The organism is Antarctobacter aquimaris, assembly GCF_900184945.1.
Classification (GTDB): Bacteria; Pseudomonadota; Alphaproteobacteria; order Rhodobacterales; family Rhodobacteraceae; genus Maliponia; species Maliponia aquimaris.
The window spans coordinates 37548-53582 of sequence record NZ_FXYF01000001.1 but is presented as its reverse complement, the minus strand read 5'-3'; the positions used below and the strand labels follow the sequence as shown (position 1 = coordinate 53582).

The following is a 16035-nucleotide window of genomic DNA, read 5'->3' as shown; positions in this document are numbered from 1 at the left end:
GTCACTCGGAGAACGACGGCGTGGTCTGCTTGATCAGATCGTGCTGCTTTTGCAGGAAGGCGGTGGGCTTGATGCCCCATTTTTCCTCCAGCGCGATCAGCGAGCCGTCAAGGTGCCACTGGTACTGCATGCCCTTCATGAAGGTGCCGAACACGCAGTTTTCCTCGGCCTTGGGGACGGCCAGACCCCAGGGGCTGTCGTCCTCGGAGGGCAGGGCCATCTCGAAATCGTCCCAGTTGCCCGAGGCAAGGTCCGACCCGTGCGAGCTGTCGTCGTAGACGAAGGCCACGCATTTCTTGTCGCGCAGCGCCTGCTTGGCCTCGGCAGTACCGGCAAAGGCGACGATCTGCGCGCCGTAGCGGTCCTCGACGATCTGGTTGTAGAAGGCCCCCTGCACGCCGCAGACCGGCTTGCCGCGCAGCTCTTCCCACTGGGTGAATCCCAGCGCCTTGGGCGTCAGCGCGTTGGTGCCCGAGGTGTAATAGTTGGGGCCGACGATGCCCACCAGCTCGCGCCGGTCGGGGCGGTCGGTCATGGTGGCGATCATCAGGTCGATCTGGCCCTGCTCGAGAAACTGCATCCGGTTGGAGCTGACCACGGCGACCAGTTCCAGATCGACACCCATGGTATCGGCCACGGCCTGCGCCATGTCGGCTTCCATGCCGATGATGTTGCCGTCGGTGTCGCGGTAGCCCCAGGGCTTGTAGTCGGCCTTGATGCCCACGGTCAGCTTGCCGCTGTCCATGACCTTTTTCCAGACGTCGTTGGTGCATTCCTGAGCGGTGGCCGCCAAGGGCGCAAGTATTGTGGCCAGGGCTGTCGCCCCAGCAAGAAGTCGGTTCATGGTGTCACTCCCTGACAGGTTATTATGTGGGCAGCCTAACGGCCTGCGGCTGTGGATCAAGCCTTGGCGTAGGGTAGGTGGCGCGGGATTGTGTGTTTTCGTCGGGCAATGGGCAGCCGAACGGCACTTGCACCGCCAGGCATCGGGTTTTGCAGGCTCGGGCCGTTGGCTCTGTCCGCGCCCAGATCGTGGATACACGCCGCTCTGCTCCCGCCGTGTTCCGATGCGGGCCATGATGCGGGTGGCTGGCGCGCTGATCCGCACGGCAGGACAGCGTCAAAGATTTCACACCGGGTTCTTGGTCCAAACCCGGCATGTGACCGTATCCACTATGACAAGGGCGCGCACATGTCGGGCCGCCCTGCCGGACCGATGGGGAGAAGAGGTGCCATGAGCAACCGACTGGACGAAGCCACCCTGCGCGCGCGCTATGAGGCCGGGGTAAAGGCGCACAAGCGTCAGCAACAGCAGCGCCGCGGCGAGGTCACCGCGCTGGTGATCGCGGTGTCGACCTACGACGAACTGGCCCGCACGCGCCGCGTCGAAAAGATGGCGCACGCCGCGCAGCTGTTCTGCATCGCCGCCGCCTTTGTCATTCCGAACCTGCTGTTCATGGCCTACGCGCTCTGAGCGTCGCCAAAGATCAGGTCGGCATGGTCTGACAGGTAGATGCGCAGCCAGGGGGTGAACCGCTCGGGCTGCGTCCTCGTTTCCTCGCGCAGGCGGGCGCGGGACACCCAGCGCGTGTCCATGACCTCTGCTGGGTTGGGGTCCAGCGTCATGGCGGGTGTTTCCCCGGCGACGAAGATCTCGACCACTTCGTGTTCCACCAGCCCGCCACCGACATTGGCGCGGTACTCCACGCGGCCCATGTGGCGCGGTGTGATCCCGGTGATCCCCAGCTCTTCGTCCAGCCGCCGCAGTGCGCAGCTCTCGGCGCCTTCGTCCCAGTCGGGATGCGTGCAGCAGGTGTTCGCCCAGAGGCCCGGCGTGTGATACTTGCCCAGCGCGCGGCGCTGGATCAGGATCTGGTCCCCGCGGGTGACAAAGACCGACACGGCCTTGTGCCGCAGGCCGCGCTGGTGCGCCTCCAGCTTTTCGACCGGTTGCAGGGTCCCGTCGACCCAGGCGGGGATCATGATCTTCATACGTGTTCGGGCCTCACCAGCCCCGTCAGGTGCATCAGGTTCTTGAAACCGATCTTGATATGCGCGAGCGGGCGCGCCTTGACCAGCTTCTTGTTCATGTAGGCTTCGAACGTCAGCTTTTGAACATCCACATCGTGGCACAGGCTGACAAAGCGTTCGCGCCGCACATCGGACCGGTAATAGGCGTCCTGCATCTGGCCCAGCACGCGGAACACGGTCTTGTGCTCCTTCATGAACAGCTTGCGCGCCAGGGCGAGGTTGGTGATCTGGCCGGTCTCCAAGGTGCGGATCGCCGCCGTCGCCGCCGCGCGGCCGCCGATCATGGCATAATAGATGCCTTCGCCCGACGATGGCGCGACCACGCCCGCCGCGTCCCCTGCCAGCACCACGTCGCGGGCGTTGTCCCAGAACTTCAGCGGTTTCAGCGGGATCGGCGCGCCTTCCCTGCGCAGCGTCTCGCACTGGGCAAGGCCGCTGGCGGCGCGCAGGTCGGCGGTGGCCTGCTTGAGGTCAACGTCGCCGTGGTAGGTGCCCATGCCGACCGAGCAGCTGTTGCCGTGAGGGAACACCCAGCCGTAGAAATCCGGGCTGATCGCGCCGTCATAGATCACGTCGCAGCGCAGCGGGTCATAACGGTCGTTGGCCTCGGGGGCGGCAATGATCTCGTGGTAGGCAAAGACCAGCGGCACCTTGGTGCCGCCCGGGATCTCCTGCGCCGCGACGCGCGATTTCGCGCCATCCGCGCCGACGATCAGCCGGGTTTGCAGCCTGCGCTCCTCACCCGTCTCCTTGTCGCGGTAGACGACCCAGCGTTTCTTGCCCTCACGCTCGATCCGCAGATAGGTGCCGGTAACGCGTTCGGCCCCGGCCGCCACGGCGCGGGCGCGCAGGAAGGGGTCAAAATCCTTGCGGTCGACCATGCCGACAAAGCCGTTTTCGATCGGGATATCCACCTTGCGCCCGGTGGGCGAGATCATCCGCGCGGTGGTGACGCGCGCGATCAGCTGGTCGTCGGGAATGTCGAAGTCCTGGATCAGGCGCGGCGGGATTGCGCCGCCGCAGGGCTTGATCCGGCCTTCGCGGTCCAGCAGGGCAACGCGGTGTCCGGCGCGGGCCAGGTCTTCGGCGGCAGTGGCACCGGACGGTCCTCCGCCCACGACGACGACATCATAGACGACATCATACATGCACTTATTTCCCCAGAACCAGGTGGGCCGCAGCGGCCGGTTTCTCTGTTGTGTCGAGCGACAGGGCCAGGACCGCGGCGGCCAGGAACACCAGCCCTTCGGCGGCAAAGACGCTGCCATAGGCCAGCGCGTCCGAGGCCAACAGCCCGCGCATCACGTCCGCCGCCGCCGTGCCCAGGAACGACCCCAGGCCAAAGGCAATCGCCTGTGCCGCGCCGAACAGCCCCATGCGGACGCCTTCGCGGCTTTCGTCCCCTTCGCGGGCCAGCCCCATCATGGCGCCGATGGCGGCCACGGCAAAGGCGCCGTTGGCCAGCCCCAGCGTGAACACGTTCATCGCCAGTGGCCAGGTCTCGGGGCGGGTGCCGCCGATGGCCATGCCGACCAGCGCGGCCCCGGACAAGAGGCATCCGCCGACGATCCAGACCCGGATCGGCACCGCCACCCAGCGGGCAATCAGGGTGCCCGACAGCAGCACCGCCAGCATCCCCACCAGCGCACCGGCATGATGCATCCCGCCCAGCTGCGTGCTTTCGCCCACGGTCATGCCAAAGACATGGCCGGCAAAGGGTTCCAGGATCAGGTCCTGCAGGTTGTAGGCCAGCATCGAGGCAAAGACGAAGATCGTGAAGCGGCGCACGCGCGTGTCGGCCCACAACTCGCGCGCCACCTGGCGGAAGGCCAGGCTGCGGTTCTCGCGCGGCTTGACCGGCGCAGGGGTGCGCTCCTGGCCCCAGACGCCGATCAGCGTCAGCGCCAGCGCGATGCCCGAGACACCCGCGGACACGGCCAGCAGCCGCGCGGGGCTGTAGGGGTCCAGCAGCAGGCCCGCGGTGATCCCCGTCGCCGCGAGGCCAAAGATCATCATGATCCAGACCGCCGAACCCGCCGCCGCCTGCCGCCCCTCGCCGACGCGCGCGGCCAGCAGGGCCAGCGTATTCGTGCCGCCCGCGCCGATGCCGAGGCCGATCAGCAGGAACGAGGGCACGGCGCAGGCGATGCCCAGCGTGGTGCTGCGCTCCATCAGCCCGACCGACGCCGCCGCGCCCATCGCGCCCAGGCCCAGCACGGCGACACCGCCGACGATCCAGGGCGTGCGCCGCCCGCCGCCGTCCGCACCATGGCCAAAGTGCGGCCGCAGGAACTGCGTGGCATAGTAGAGCGAGACCAGCAGCCCCGGCAGGATCGCCGGCAGGGCCAGTTCGACCACCATCACCCGGTTCATCGTCGCCGTGGTCAGCACCACGATCATCCCCAGCGCCATCTGCACCAGGCCCAGCCGCAGGATGTTGACCCAACTCAGCGTCATTGTCTCAGCCTCCCAGGCCACTCAGCGCGGTGGCCGTGACCATCATCCCGGAAATGTACATCAGCACGCCAGTGCCGTTGTACCAGGGTGCCTTGCCCTTGGGGTCCTTCAGCAGGACGGACATCGCCCAGACCTGGCCCAGGCCCAGCAGCAACACCGCCGTGCCGTGCAGCGGCTTGCCCCATTCGGCCAGCGACAGGATCACCAGAACCTGCGGCACCAGCATGACCCAGCAGGCCACCCGCGCCGCCCGTTCCGGCCCCAGCGTGACGGGCAGAGAGTTGACACCCGTCTGGCGGTCGCCCTGCAAGGCTTTGAAATCGTTCAGTGTCATGATGCCGTGCGCGCCGATGCCATACAGCACGGCGATCCATACGGTCTCCCAGCCGGGGGCGCCCGCGCTCAGCACCGCAGCGCCGGTGAACCAGGGCAGCGATTCGTAGCTGAGCCCGACAAGGCCGGGGCCAAGGATACCCGAGCGTTTCAGGCGCACCGGCTCGGCCGAGTAGGCCCAGGCGGCGGCAACGCCGATCAGCGTGGCGCCAAAGCCCCAGGGGCCCAGTTGCCAGCCGATGACCAGCGACAGAACCGACATCGCCAGCGCGATCCACAGGCCCCAGCGACCGGGGATGCGGCCGGAGGGGATCGGGCGGTCCGGTTCGTTTATGGCGTCGACGTGGCGGTCGCACCAGTCGTTCGCCGCCTGGCTCATGCCGCAGACCACCGGGCCGGCCAGAACGACGCCCAGCAGCACCAGCGGCCACTGGTCCAGCGGCGACACTCCGGCGGAGATCGTGCCGCAGAGATAGGCCCACATCGGCGGAAACCACGTGATCGGCTTGATCAACCGCAGCATGGCGGCCGGTTCGGGCAGGCTGCGCGCCTGAATCTTGTCAGCGACACTCATGTGTCAACTTTGACTGACACGCGTGAGTCGCGCAAGCGCCGAGAGGGCGAACTGTCAACCTGGCAAGACGTTTTTTTGCCTCCTACCCACGGTGTCAACTTGGGAGGTGTCAAGAGAAAGGCCGCCTAGCGCGGCCCTTGTCCCGCGCGTTGACCAGCAATCAGTCGTCGTCGTCCTTTTTCAGCAGGCCGTACTTGCGCAGTTTGACGTAGAGGCTCTGGCGCGACAGGCCCAGCATCTCGGCCGCTGCGGCGCGGTTGTTGCGCGTCAGCTCGACCGCTGTCTCGATGCACATCTTCTCGATCACGTCGTTCGTCTCGGCGACGATTTCTTTCAGCGTGGCCGACCCGACCAGCTCGGCCACGTTGTGATCGACGGCGGCGGGACCGACCGGGCTGTTGGCGGCGCTGCGGATCGCCTCGACCCGGCTGGCATCGCGCATGATGAAGCCGATGGTGGGTTTGGCGCTGTTGTTGAGGTAGACCACCGACATCTCGACCGGCGTGCGCGTGCCGTATTCGTTGGTCAGCTTGGTCGCGTAGATCCGCATGTGCCCGGAGCGCAGGGCGTTTTCCAGCACCACGCTGAGGTCGATCTGTCCGCGCGCCATGAAATCCGCCAGCGAGCGGCCCTTGACGTCCGACGGGTTGGCCGCGTCGACCAGTTCGAGGTAGGCCTCGTTGGCGATCTCGATCACGCCCTTGGTGTCGGCAAAGACAACGGCGTCCGTGCTCTTGTTGAACAGCAGGGCCAGGTTGTGCGTCAGGCGATCGTTGACCTGGTGCTGGTCGCTGTCCGGGGTCAGCCGGCAGATGATCAGCCGTTCGCCCGCCGCGCGGAACACGGTCGGCGTGATCAGCACATCCTTGCGCGACCGCCGCGTCTGCACGGCAAGATCCGAGGACACTTCGGACACCGCCAGCGTGACCAGGTTCTCGACGAACTCGCCACGGCGGCGGTCCTTGAATTCCTGGGCGATCGGCGCGCCGGTCAGTTCCTCGCGCGTGCCGCCCAGCAGGCTGGCGGCCGGGGCGTTCAGGTCGCGGATGCGCCCGTCCGAGGCCGAGACAAAGATGAAGGCATCCGAGGTCGAGGCCAGCAGCATCCGGTAGCGCGCATCGAACTCGCGCCGTTCCTCGTAGCCGCGCTCCAGCGCGATCTGCGCCTGGACCAGTTGCTGCTGCGTTTCCGCCACCTGCCGCAGGTCGCGGCCCAGCATCAGGATATCGCCGTCGCTGCCGACGCGGTGGACCGTGTAGCGCACGGGATAGGGCCACATCTTCTCTTCGGCGTGGTTCAGTTCGACCGGCATGTCGAAGCGGCCGGCGTCCGCCACCCTGGTCAGGATATCGTCGAACTTGCCCACGCTGTCGCTGGCCAGGAAATCGCGCATCGAATGGCTGACCCAGTGTGACAGGGACCGGCCTTCAGGCTCGGCGTCGTCGACCAGCACGGTCAGGATCACGCCGGTCTTCGACACCACGAAGGCAATGTCGGAGGTCGCCGCCAGGATCTCGGGCAGATGGTCTGGTTCGATCATGGGGATCGGACCCATGGGCCATTGTGGTCCGCCGGTACGCATCATTCGGCCACCCTGGGCAAGGCGTGCTCGGCACTGCGCCCGATCAGGCTGAGCGCGGCGTTGATGTCGTTGGTGGCCAATGTCACGCCTGTCTTTTCCTTGATGCCATCGGCCTCGTGCAGAACTGCACCACCCAGAACGATAGGCACCTGTATGCAGCCGCGGCTTCTAAGCTGTTTAACCGCTTCGCCAATGTTTTCAAGACTGCGAATCTGGGCGCAGGACAGCAACAGCCCGTCAAAACTGCCGACATCCAGCAATTCCAGCAGGTCCTCGGCGCTGGCGCGCGTCTTGATTCGCACGGAGTGGCCGATGCGGCGCAGGCGGTAGGCCAGCACGGCGGTGCCGATCATGTGGTCCTCGACGTCGAGTGTCGCCAGCAGGATCGACAGCCCCTCTTCCGGCGCGGTACTGGCCGGCCAGTCGGGGTTGCGCAGGTGGCACAGGCCGAACAGCCGGGCCGAGCCGACGGTGACCTGCGCAAACCCAAGCTCGTTGCACATCCAGCGCTGGCCCAGCAGTCCGGCGGCAAACGGCACGCAATGCAGGATCAGGTCGTCGGTGGTCAGCCGGGCGCGGTCCAGCGACTCCAGCACGGCATCCTGGTCGAAAGGGGCAAGCGAGGCCACCGTTTTGGCCAGCCAGAGGGCAAAGGCATCGCGGCGCGCGGTCTTGCTCTGGCCGGGTCGCTGGCTGACCTCGCCCAGGACGTGGCGGGCAAAAAACGTCACCCGGGGCGCGTCTGCGCCGTGCCGGTCGTAGGTGCGTTCACCGCCACTCATGTCCATACCCTCGCTGCGGTCGCGTACCGTTGAGCCATCCTGCCGGCGTGAAGACGATATCGACCTGTCCAGTGTCATGGACTGGGTCGAAAATGTCAAAGAGATTAGACAGATCGGGCGGAGCTGAGGGTCTGCAAGCCCAGATGGAAATAATATCTTTATAAATCAATGCCTGAATTCCTGGCGCGGAAGTCTGCACCGCAGAATCGTGCAGTATCTGTCAGCCTCACACTGTAAATTATAATTGACACTTTGCCGGCCCGACCCATACTCTCGAGGCAACAGGAGGTGGGAGTCGGACATGGGACAGCACCGCAGGGACCCGGGGCAAGGCGCCTCTCTCTACACGCCCGAACAGCGCGCGCGCCGCGACGCCAGCATCTGGACAACGGTTCAGGGGGTGCTGGCCCCGCTCCAGTTCCTCGCCTTCCTGGTGTCGGTCGTGCTGGTCCTGCGCTATCTCGAGACCGGGTCCGGATACGAGGCAGCGACCGTCTCGATCCTGGTCAAGACCGGGTTCCTGTACCTCATCATGATCACCGGCGCGATCTGGGAAAAGGTGGTCTTTGGACAGTACCTCCTGGCCCCCGCCTTCTTCTGGGAGGACGTGGTCAGCTTCCTGGTTATCGCCCTGCATTCCTTCTACATTTACGCGCTTCTTGCGCCCGGCTTTGCGCCGCGCACGCAGATGGGACTCGCGCTGGCGGCCTATGTTGTCTACGTCATGAATGCCGGTCAGTTCCTGTGGAAGCTGCGCGTCGCGCGGTTGCAGTCCGGGGTGCCGGCATGACCGTCCGGACCGGCTGCGCCGACACCCCCCTGCTGCGCGAGCGCGGCCAGCGCGAGGTTTTCTGCGGCCTGACCTCGATCATCTGGCTGCACCGCAAGATGCAGGATGCCTTCTTTCTGGTCGTCGGCTCCCGCACCTGCGCGCACCTGCTGCAAAGCGCGGCGGGCGTGATGATCTTTGCCGAGCCACGCTTTGGCACGGCGATTCTCGAAGAGACCGACCTGGCAGGCCTGGCTGACGCCCAGGACGAACTGGACCGTGAAGTCGCGAAACTCTTGTCACGCCGGACTGACATCCGTCAGCTTTTCCTTGTCGGGTCCTGCCCGTCCGAGGTCATCAAGCTGGACCTCGAAAAGGCCGCCGAGCGCCTCAGCCGCCAGTTCGCCCCACGCGTGCGGGTCATCAACTTTTCCGGGTCCGGGATCGAGACGACCTTTACCCAGGGCGAGGACGCCTGCCTGGCCGCCATCGTTCCGACCCTGCCCGAAACCGACCGCCGCCAACTGTTGCTGGCGGGCGCGCTGCCGGACGTGGTGCAGGACCAGATGCTGGCGCTGCTCGACGGGCTGGGAATCGGCCCGGTCACCGTGCTGCCCGCCGCCCGCGCCGACGATCCGGTCTCGGTCGGCCCGAACACGGTGTTTGCTTTGGTCCAGCCGTTTCTGGGTGACACGCTGGCCGCGCTGGAACGGCGCGGCGCGCGGCACCTGCCGGCGCTGTTCCCCTTTGGCGAGGAGGGCACGACCGAGTGGCTGCGCGCCATTGCCGAGGAATTCGGGGTCAGCGAAGAGCGGTTCGAAAGGGTGACAGAGGTGCCGCGCGCCCGCGCGCGCAAGGCCGTGGCCCAGGCCGCCGCGACGCTGCGCGACAAGTCGGTGTTCTTCTTCCCCGACAGCCAGCTGGAAATCCCGCTGGCGCGGTTCCTGACCCGCGAATGCGGCATGGATGCTCTGGAGGTCGGCGCGCCCTATGTACATCGCCGCATCGTCGGCCCGGACATGGCCATGATGGCTCCGGGCCCGGTGTTTTCCGAAGGCCAGGACGTGGACCTGCAACTGGACCGCGCCCGCGCCGCGCGCCCGGACCTGACCGTCTGCGGCCTGGGCCTGGCCAACCCGCTGGAGGCCGAGGGCCTGACCACCAAGTGGGCGATCGAGCTGGTCTTCACCCCGGTGCATTTCTACGAGCAGGCCGGCGACCTCGCCGGTCTCTTCTCGCGCCCGCTGCGCCGCCGCGCGGCTCTGAAAGTCGGAGAAACAGCCTGATGTTTCTTCTCTCTGCAAAAACTCGCTTTTCCGGAGACCGGCCATGAAGCTCGCGGTCTGGACCTACGAAGGCCCGCCCCATGTCGGCGCGATGCGCGTGGCCACCGCCATGAAGGGCCTGCACTACGTGCTGCACGCCCCCCAGGGCGACACCTACGCCGACCTGCTGTTCACCATGATCGAACGGCGCAACCACCGCCCGCCGGTGACCTACACCACCTTCCAGGCGCAGGACCTGGGCGCGGACACCGCCAACCTGTTCAAGCGCGCCGCCCAGGAGGCCTATGACCGCTTCCAGCCGCAGGCGATCATTGTCGGTGCCTCCTGCACCGCCGAGCTGATCCAGGACGACCCCGGCGGCATGGCCGAGACCATGGGCCTGCCGATCCCGGTGATCCCGCTGGACCTGCCCAGCTACCAGCGCAAGGAAAACTTCGGCGCGGACGAAACCTTCTTCCAGATTTGCCGCACACTGGCCAAGCCTTGCGAAAAGACCGCCCGGCCTACCGCCAACCTGATCGGCGCGACGGCGCTGGGCTTTCGCCACCGCGACGACATCACCGAGATCGAGGCGCTGCTGTCGGACATGGGGATCGGCGTCAACGTGACCGCGCCCTATGGCGCCACGCCGCGCGACATTGCCCGGCTGGGGGCCGCGCATTTCAACGTGCTGATGTACCCCGAGACGGGCGAAAGCGCCTGCCGCTGGATGGAGCGGGATCTCGGCCTGCCATTCACCAAGACGGTGCCGATTGGCGTCGGCGCCACGCGCGATTTCGTGTCGGAGATCGCCGGCATCACCGGGCGTGACCTGGTGCTGGACGAAAGCCGCCTGCGCCTGCCGTGGTATTCCAGCTCGGTCGACAGCACCTATCTGACGGGCAAGCGCGTGTTCCTGTTCGGCGACGGCACCCATGTTGCCGCCGCCGCCCGCATCGCGCGCGACGAGATGGGTTTCGAGGTGGTGGGCCTGGGCTGCTACAACCGCGAACAGGCCCGACCGATCCGCGCCCTGGCCAAGGATTACGGCGTCGAGGCGCTGGTCACCGACGATTACCTCGAGGTCGAACAGAAGATCGAGGAGCTGGCGCCCGAGATGATCCTCGGCACCCAGATGGAGCGCCACATTGGCAAGCGCCTGGGCATCCCCTGCGCGGTGATCTCGGCCCCGGTCCATGTGCAGGACTTCCCCGCGCGCTACTCGCCGCAGATGGGTATCGAAGGCGCCAACGTGATCTTCGACACCTGGGTGCATCCGCTGGTCATGGGTCTCGAAGAGCACCTGCTCACCATGTTCCGCGAGGACTTCGAGTTTCACGACGCGGCGGGCGCCAGCCACCATGGCGGCAAGGCCGACCTGCGGTCGCTGGACGACACCCGTCCCGGCCATGAGCCGGGACCTCTGGCCGTGGCGGGTGAGGCCCTGGATAACGTTCGGGGCGCGACCGCCGCGACCATCGAGGTTCTCTGGCTGCCCTGCGCCGAGAAGGAGTTGAAGAAGATCCCCTTCTTCGTGCGTGGCAAGGCCCGCCGCAACACCGAAAGCTTTGCCACCCAGCGCGGCGTCCAAAAGATCAGCATCGACACGCTCTACGAGGCCAAGGCCCATTATGCGCGGTGATCAGGTCACATCGGGTGCAGAGCCCTACAACATCGTGATCATCACGCTGGACAGCCACGCGGCCGGCCCGGTGATGCGCGTCGCGGGCAGGCTTGCGCGGGATTTCCCCGGCCTTTCGGTCAGTGTCCACGCCGCCGCCGAATGGGCCGAAACGCCCAACGCCCTGGCCGAGACCCGCGCCCGCATCGCGCAGGCCGACATGGTCATGGCCAACCTGCTGTTCCTCGAGGAACACATCGCGCCGATCCTGCCGGACCTCAAGCGGGTGCGCGACAAGGTCGACGGCATGATCGGCGTCATCGCCGACGCGCAGATCGTCAAGCTGACACGGATGGGCAAGCTGGACATGGCGGCCCCCGCCTCGGGCATGATGCAGCTGATGAAGCGGCTGCGCGGCTCGTCCCAGCCCTCGACCGAGGACGGCGCCAAGAAGATGCGCATGCTGCGCCGCCTGCCCAAGATCCTCAAGCTGATCCCGGGCAAGGCGCAGGACCTGCGCAGCTGGTTCCTGGTGATGCAGTACTGGCTGGGCGGATCGGACGACAACATCGAGGCGCTGGTGCGTTACCTGCTGGGCCGCTACGCCAAGGCACGGCCCGAGTGGCTGGGCGCCGAGGCCCCCGCCCCGGTCGACTACCCCGATGTCGGCCTCTACCACCCGGACCTTGACGGCCGAATCACCACCGACCCCGACGCCTTGCCCGCGCCGAAAAACCCGGTCGGCACTGTCGGCCTGCTGATGATGCGCTCTTACGTCCTGTCGGCCGACACCGCGCATTACGATGCCGTGATCCGCGCGCTGGAGGCCAAGGGCCTGCGCGTGCTGCCCGCCTTTGCCGGCGGGCTGGACGGGCGTCCGGCGATCGAGGGGTTCTTTCGCGACGAGAGCGGCCCGCAGATCGACGCGCTGCTGTCGCTGACCGGCTTCAGCCTGGTCGGCGGACCGGCCTACAACGACAACGCCGCCGCCATCAAGGTGCTGGCGGAGCTGGATGTTCCCTACATCGCCGCGCATCCGCTGGAGTTCCAGACCCTGGGTCAGTGGGCCGGCTCGGGGCAAGGGCTGGGCCCGATCGAGACCACCATGCTGATCGCCCTGCCGGAGCTGGACGGCGCCACCGCGCCCACCGTTTTTGGCGGGCGGCACGGACCCGAGGGCTGCAACGGCTGCGCCCACGGCTGCCATGTCCAGTCCGACTGCAAGGCCATGTCGCCCTGCCTGGAGCGCATCGACAGCCTGGCGGAAAAGGTCCTGCGCCGAGTGACGCTGCGGCGCAAGAAACTGGCCGATACCAAGGTGGCCATCGTGCTCTTCGGCTTTCCGCCGAATGCCGGGGCGGCCGGGACGGCGGCCTATCTCAACGTGTTCGAGAGCCTGCACAACACATTGCTGGCGATGCAGGCGCGCGGCTATGACCTGGACGTGCCTGCCACGGTCGCCGACCTGCGCGCCGCCGTGCTGCAGGGCAACGCGCGCCAGTACGGGCAGGAGGCCAACGTCGCCGCCCATGTCAGCGCAGAAAGCATCGTTGCCAACACCCCGCCGCTGAAGGCTATCGAAGCGGTATGGGGCCCGGCGCCGGGCAAGGTCATGTCCGACGGGCGCGGCGTCTTCGTGCTGGGCAAGCAGTTCGGCAAGGTCTTTGTCGGCGTCCAGCCGGGTTTCGGCTACGAGGGCGATCCCATGCGGCTGCTGTTCGAACGCGGCTTTGCCCCGACCCACGCCTTTGCCCAGTTCTACCTCTACCTGCGCAACACCTTTGCCGCCGACGTGGTGCTGCATTTTGGCATGCACGGCGCGCTGGAGTTCATGCCGGGCAAGCAGGCGGGCCTGGGCGCGCGCGACTGGCCCGACCGGCTGATCGGCGAGATGCCCAACGTCTATCTCTACGCCGCCAACAACCCCTCCGAGGCGAGCCTGGCCAAGCGCCGCTCGGGCGCCGTTACCGTGACGCACCTGACCCCGCCGCTGGCCGCCGCCGGCCTCTACAAGGGTTTGAGCGAGCTCAAGGACAGCCTGTCGCGCTGGCGCAGCCTCGGCGACGAGGACCCGCAGCGCGCCGACCTGGAGGCGCTGATCGCCGAGCAGGCGGACGCGGTGGACCTGAAGGGCAAGCCAGAGACGCTGTGGCTGCGCCTGCTGGAAACCGAAGAGGCGCTGATCCCCGAGGGGCTGCATGTCGTCGGCAAGCGGCTGAGCGAGGCGACCCGCCACGCCTATGCCGACGCGATGGGCGCCGTGCCGGAGGAGACCCGCTCGCGGGTGCTGGCGGCGCTGGCACAGGACAGCGAGATCCCCGCCATCCTGCATGCGCTCGGGGGTGGCTATACCCCGCCGGTGCCGGGCGGCGACCTGATCCGTTCGCCCGACATCCTGCCCACCGGGCGCAACATCCACGCCTTCGACCCGTTCCGGATGCCGACCGAATACGCCTGCCGCGACGGCGCGAAACAGGCGCAGCTGCTGCTGGACACCCACGCCTCGCTGCCGCGCTCCGTCGCGCTGGTGCTCTGGGGGTCGGACAACATCAAGTCCGACGGCGGTCCGATCGGCCAGGCGCTGGCGCTGATGGGCGCGCGGCCGCGGTTCGACAGCTTTGGCCGGCTGTCCGGGGCGGAACTGATCCCCCTGCGCGAGTTGGGTCGGCCGCGGATCGACGTGATGATGACCCTCTCGGGCATCTTCCGCGACCTGCTGCCGCTGCAGACCCGGCTGCTGGCCGAGGCGGCGCTGATGGCCGCGCAGGCGGACGAACCGCTGACGCAGAACTTCATCCGGGCCCACGCGCTGGCGCACATGGAGACCACCGGCTGCGGCATCGAGGAGGCTGCGCTGCGGGTCTTTTCCAACGCCGAAGGCGCCTACGGGGCCAACGTCAACCAGCTGGTCGACAGCTCGGCCTTTGGCGACGAGGACGAGCTGGCCGACGCCTACGAGGCGCGCAAGAGCTTTGCCTACGGCGTCAACGGCAAGGCTTCGGCCAACCCCAAGGTCCTGCAGGCCACGCTGAAGCGGGTCGAGGTCGCCTACCAGAATCTCGAATCGGTCGAGCTGGGGGTGACCACGGTCGACCACTACTTTGACACGCTGGGCGGCATCAGCCGCGCGGTCAAGCGGGCGCGCGGCGAAGAGGCAGCGGTCTACATCAGCGATCAGACGCGCGGTTCGGGCAGGATCCGCACGCTGGCCGACCAGGTGACGCTGGAGACCCGCGCGCGGTCGCTGAACCCCAGGTTCTACGAGGCGCTGCTGGCGCATGGCGCCGAGGGCGTCCGCCAGATCGAGGCGCAGGTGACCAACACGCTGGGCTGGTCCGCGACCACCGGCAAGGTCGAACCCTGGATCTACCAGCGCATCTCCGAGACCTTCGTGCTGGATGAGGCGATGCGCAACCGGCTGGCCGCGCTGAACCCGGTGGCCTCGAGCCGCATGGCCAACCGCCTGCTCGAAGCCTCGGACCGCAACTACTGGACCCCCGACGCGGCAACCCTGGCGGCGCTGCAGGATGCGGCGGACGCGCTGGAGGACCGGATGGAAGGGGTGGCCGCCGAATGACGACGACCTGTGCACATGGCCGGTGCCGGAGCGGGGGCCAGCCCCCGCACCCCCGGGATATTTCCGGCCAGAAGAAACCCGGGGCGATCCGCCCTGAACGGAGGACGCGATGAGCCCGAGAGACGACATTCCGCAACTGCGGCGCGGCGACGACGGCGAAGGCTCGGTGCAGGTGCATCAGGACGCCGGGGTAAGGATCGAGGGGGCGCAGGTCTTTGCGGTCTACGGCAAGGGGGGCATCGGCAAGTCGACCACCTCGTCGAACCTGTCGGCGGCCTTTGCCAAGATGGGCAAGCGGGTGTTGCAGATCGGCTGCGATCCCAAGCATGACAGCACCTTCACGCTGACCGGTCGGTTGCAGCCCACGGTGATCGACATCCTGAAGGAGGTGGATTTCCACCCCGAGGAACTGCGCCCCGAGGATTTTGTCGCCGAGGGCTGGGGCGGGGTGAAATGCGTCGAGGCGGGCGGGCCGCCGGCGGGCACCGGCTGCGGCGGCTATGTCGTGGGCCAGACCGTCAAGCTGCTCAAGCAGCACCACATGCTGGAGGACACCGACGTGGTGATCTTTGACGTGCTGGGCGACGTGGTCTGCGGCGGGTTCGCAGCCCCCCTGCAACACGCCGACCGGGCGGTGATCGTGACCGCCAACGATTTCGACTCGATCTACGCGATGAACCGGATCATCGCTGCCGTGCAGGCCAAGAGCGCCAACTACAAGGTGCGGCTGGCGGGCTGCGTGGCCAACCGCTCCCGGGACACCAACGAGGTGGACCGCTACTGCGATACGGTCGGTTTCAGGCGCATCGCCCACATGCCGGACGTGGATTCGATCCGCCGCTCGCGGCTGAAGAAAAAGACCCTCTTCGAGATGCCCGACGAGGAGGACATCGTCATGGCGCGGGCCGAATACATCCGCCTGGCCGAGACGCTGTGGCGCGGCACCGATCCGCTGGCGCCCGCACCGATGGAAGACCGGGCGATCTTTGAACTTCTGGGGTTCGATTGATGACGACGCTGGCAACACGGTCCGACCGGGCGCCG

The 16035-nt window shown here is 67.1% G+C and carries 13 protein-coding genes; 6 read left to right on the top strand and 7 right to left on the bottom strand.

The window, feature by feature from the left end:
- Window position 1: 1 nt before the first annotated feature.
- A complete protein-coding gene (locus MAA8898_RS00230; RefSeq protein WP_094018964.1) occupies window positions 2-844 on the bottom strand; it encodes a transporter substrate-binding domain-containing protein in 843 nt (280 codons plus the stop codon).
- A 390-nt stretch (window positions 845-1234) separates the two neighbouring features.
- Here MAA8898_RS00230 and MAA8898_RS00225 point away from each other — a divergent pair, with 390 nt between their 5' ends.
- Window positions 1235-1474: a hypothetical protein gene (locus MAA8898_RS00225; RefSeq protein ID WP_094018963.1), complete on the top strand. Its 240-nt coding sequence runs from the start codon at window positions 1235-1237 to the stop codon at window positions 1472-1474.
- Here MAA8898_RS00225 and idi read toward each other — a convergent pair.
- The 6 genes from idi to MAA8898_RS00195 form a co-directional block, all read right to left on the bottom strand.
- On the bottom strand, window positions 1462-1992 hold the full coding sequence (gene idi, locus MAA8898_RS00220; protein ID WP_094018962.1) for an isopentenyl-diphosphate Delta-isomerase: 531 nt from the start codon (window positions 1990-1992) through the stop codon (window positions 1462-1464). The two genes, MAA8898_RS00225 and idi, sit on opposite strands and share 13 nt — an antisense overlap.
- Window positions 1989-3179 carry a geranylgeranyl diphosphate reductase gene (locus tag MAA8898_RS00215; RefSeq protein WP_094018961.1) on the bottom strand — a complete coding sequence of 397 codons (1191 nt, stop codon included), beginning with the start codon at window positions 3177-3179 and terminating at the stop codon, window positions 1989-1991. The genes idi and MAA8898_RS00215 overlap by 4 nt, the downstream gene beginning before the upstream one ends.
- A gap of 4 nt (window positions 3180-3183) precedes the next feature.
- Window positions 3184-4488 carry a BCD family MFS transporter gene (locus tag MAA8898_RS00210; protein ID WP_094018960.1) on the bottom strand — a complete coding sequence of 435 codons (1305 nt, stop codon included), beginning with the start codon at window positions 4486-4488 and terminating at the stop codon, window positions 3184-3186.
- Window positions 4489-4492: 4 nt separating this feature from the next.
- On the bottom strand, window positions 4493-5395 hold the full coding sequence (gene chlG, locus MAA8898_RS00205) for a chlorophyll synthase ChlG (RefSeq protein ID WP_094018959.1): 903 nt from the start codon (window positions 5393-5395) through the stop codon (window positions 4493-4495).
- A gap of 160 nt (window positions 5396-5555) precedes the next feature.
- On the bottom strand, window positions 5556-6935 hold the full coding sequence (gene ppsR, locus MAA8898_RS00200) for a transcriptional regulator PpsR (RefSeq protein ID WP_245853198.1): 1380 nt from the start codon (window positions 6933-6935) through the stop codon (window positions 5556-5558).
- Window positions 6936-6976: 41 nt separating this feature from the next.
- Complete coding sequence (locus tag MAA8898_RS00195) at window positions 6977-7759, bottom strand: hypothetical protein (protein ID WP_176445022.1); 783 nt, start codon at window positions 7757-7759, stop codon at window positions 6977-6979.
- Window positions 7760-8060: 301 nt separating this feature from the next.
- On the opposite strand from MAA8898_RS00195, the gene bchF reads away from it, so the two are divergent.
- From bchF to bchL, 5 genes are all read left to right on the top strand, one after another.
- Complete coding sequence (bchF, locus tag MAA8898_RS00190) at window positions 8061-8549, top strand: 2-vinyl bacteriochlorophyllide hydratase (protein ID WP_094018957.1); 489 nt, start codon at window positions 8061-8063, stop codon at window positions 8547-8549.
- Window positions 8546-9814 (top strand): ferredoxin:protochlorophyllide reductase (ATP-dependent) subunit N, encoded by a 1269-nt coding sequence (locus MAA8898_RS00185; RefSeq protein WP_094018956.1) that lies wholly within the window; start codon window positions 8546-8548, stop codon window positions 9812-9814. The genes bchF and MAA8898_RS00185 overlap by 4 nt, the downstream gene beginning before the upstream one ends.
- A 43-nt stretch (window positions 9815-9857) precedes the next feature.
- Complete coding sequence (bchB, locus tag MAA8898_RS00180) at window positions 9858-11435, top strand: ferredoxin:protochlorophyllide reductase (ATP-dependent) subunit B (protein ID WP_094018955.1); 1578 nt, start codon at window positions 9858-9860, stop codon at window positions 11433-11435.
- Window positions 11425-14991, top strand: coding sequence for a magnesium chelatase subunit H (locus MAA8898_RS00175; RefSeq protein ID WP_094018954.1), 3567 nt, complete (start codon window positions 11425-11427; stop codon window positions 14989-14991). Before bchB ends, MAA8898_RS00175 begins: the two co-directional genes overlap by 11 nt.
- 109 nt (window positions 14992-15100) lie before the next feature.
- On the top strand, window positions 15101-16000 hold the full coding sequence (bchL, locus tag MAA8898_RS00170) for a ferredoxin:protochlorophyllide reductase (ATP-dependent) iron-sulfur ATP-binding protein (protein ID WP_094018953.1): 900 nt from the start codon (window positions 15101-15103) through the stop codon (window positions 15998-16000).
- The last annotated feature ends 35 nt before the right edge of the window (window positions 16001-16035 follow it).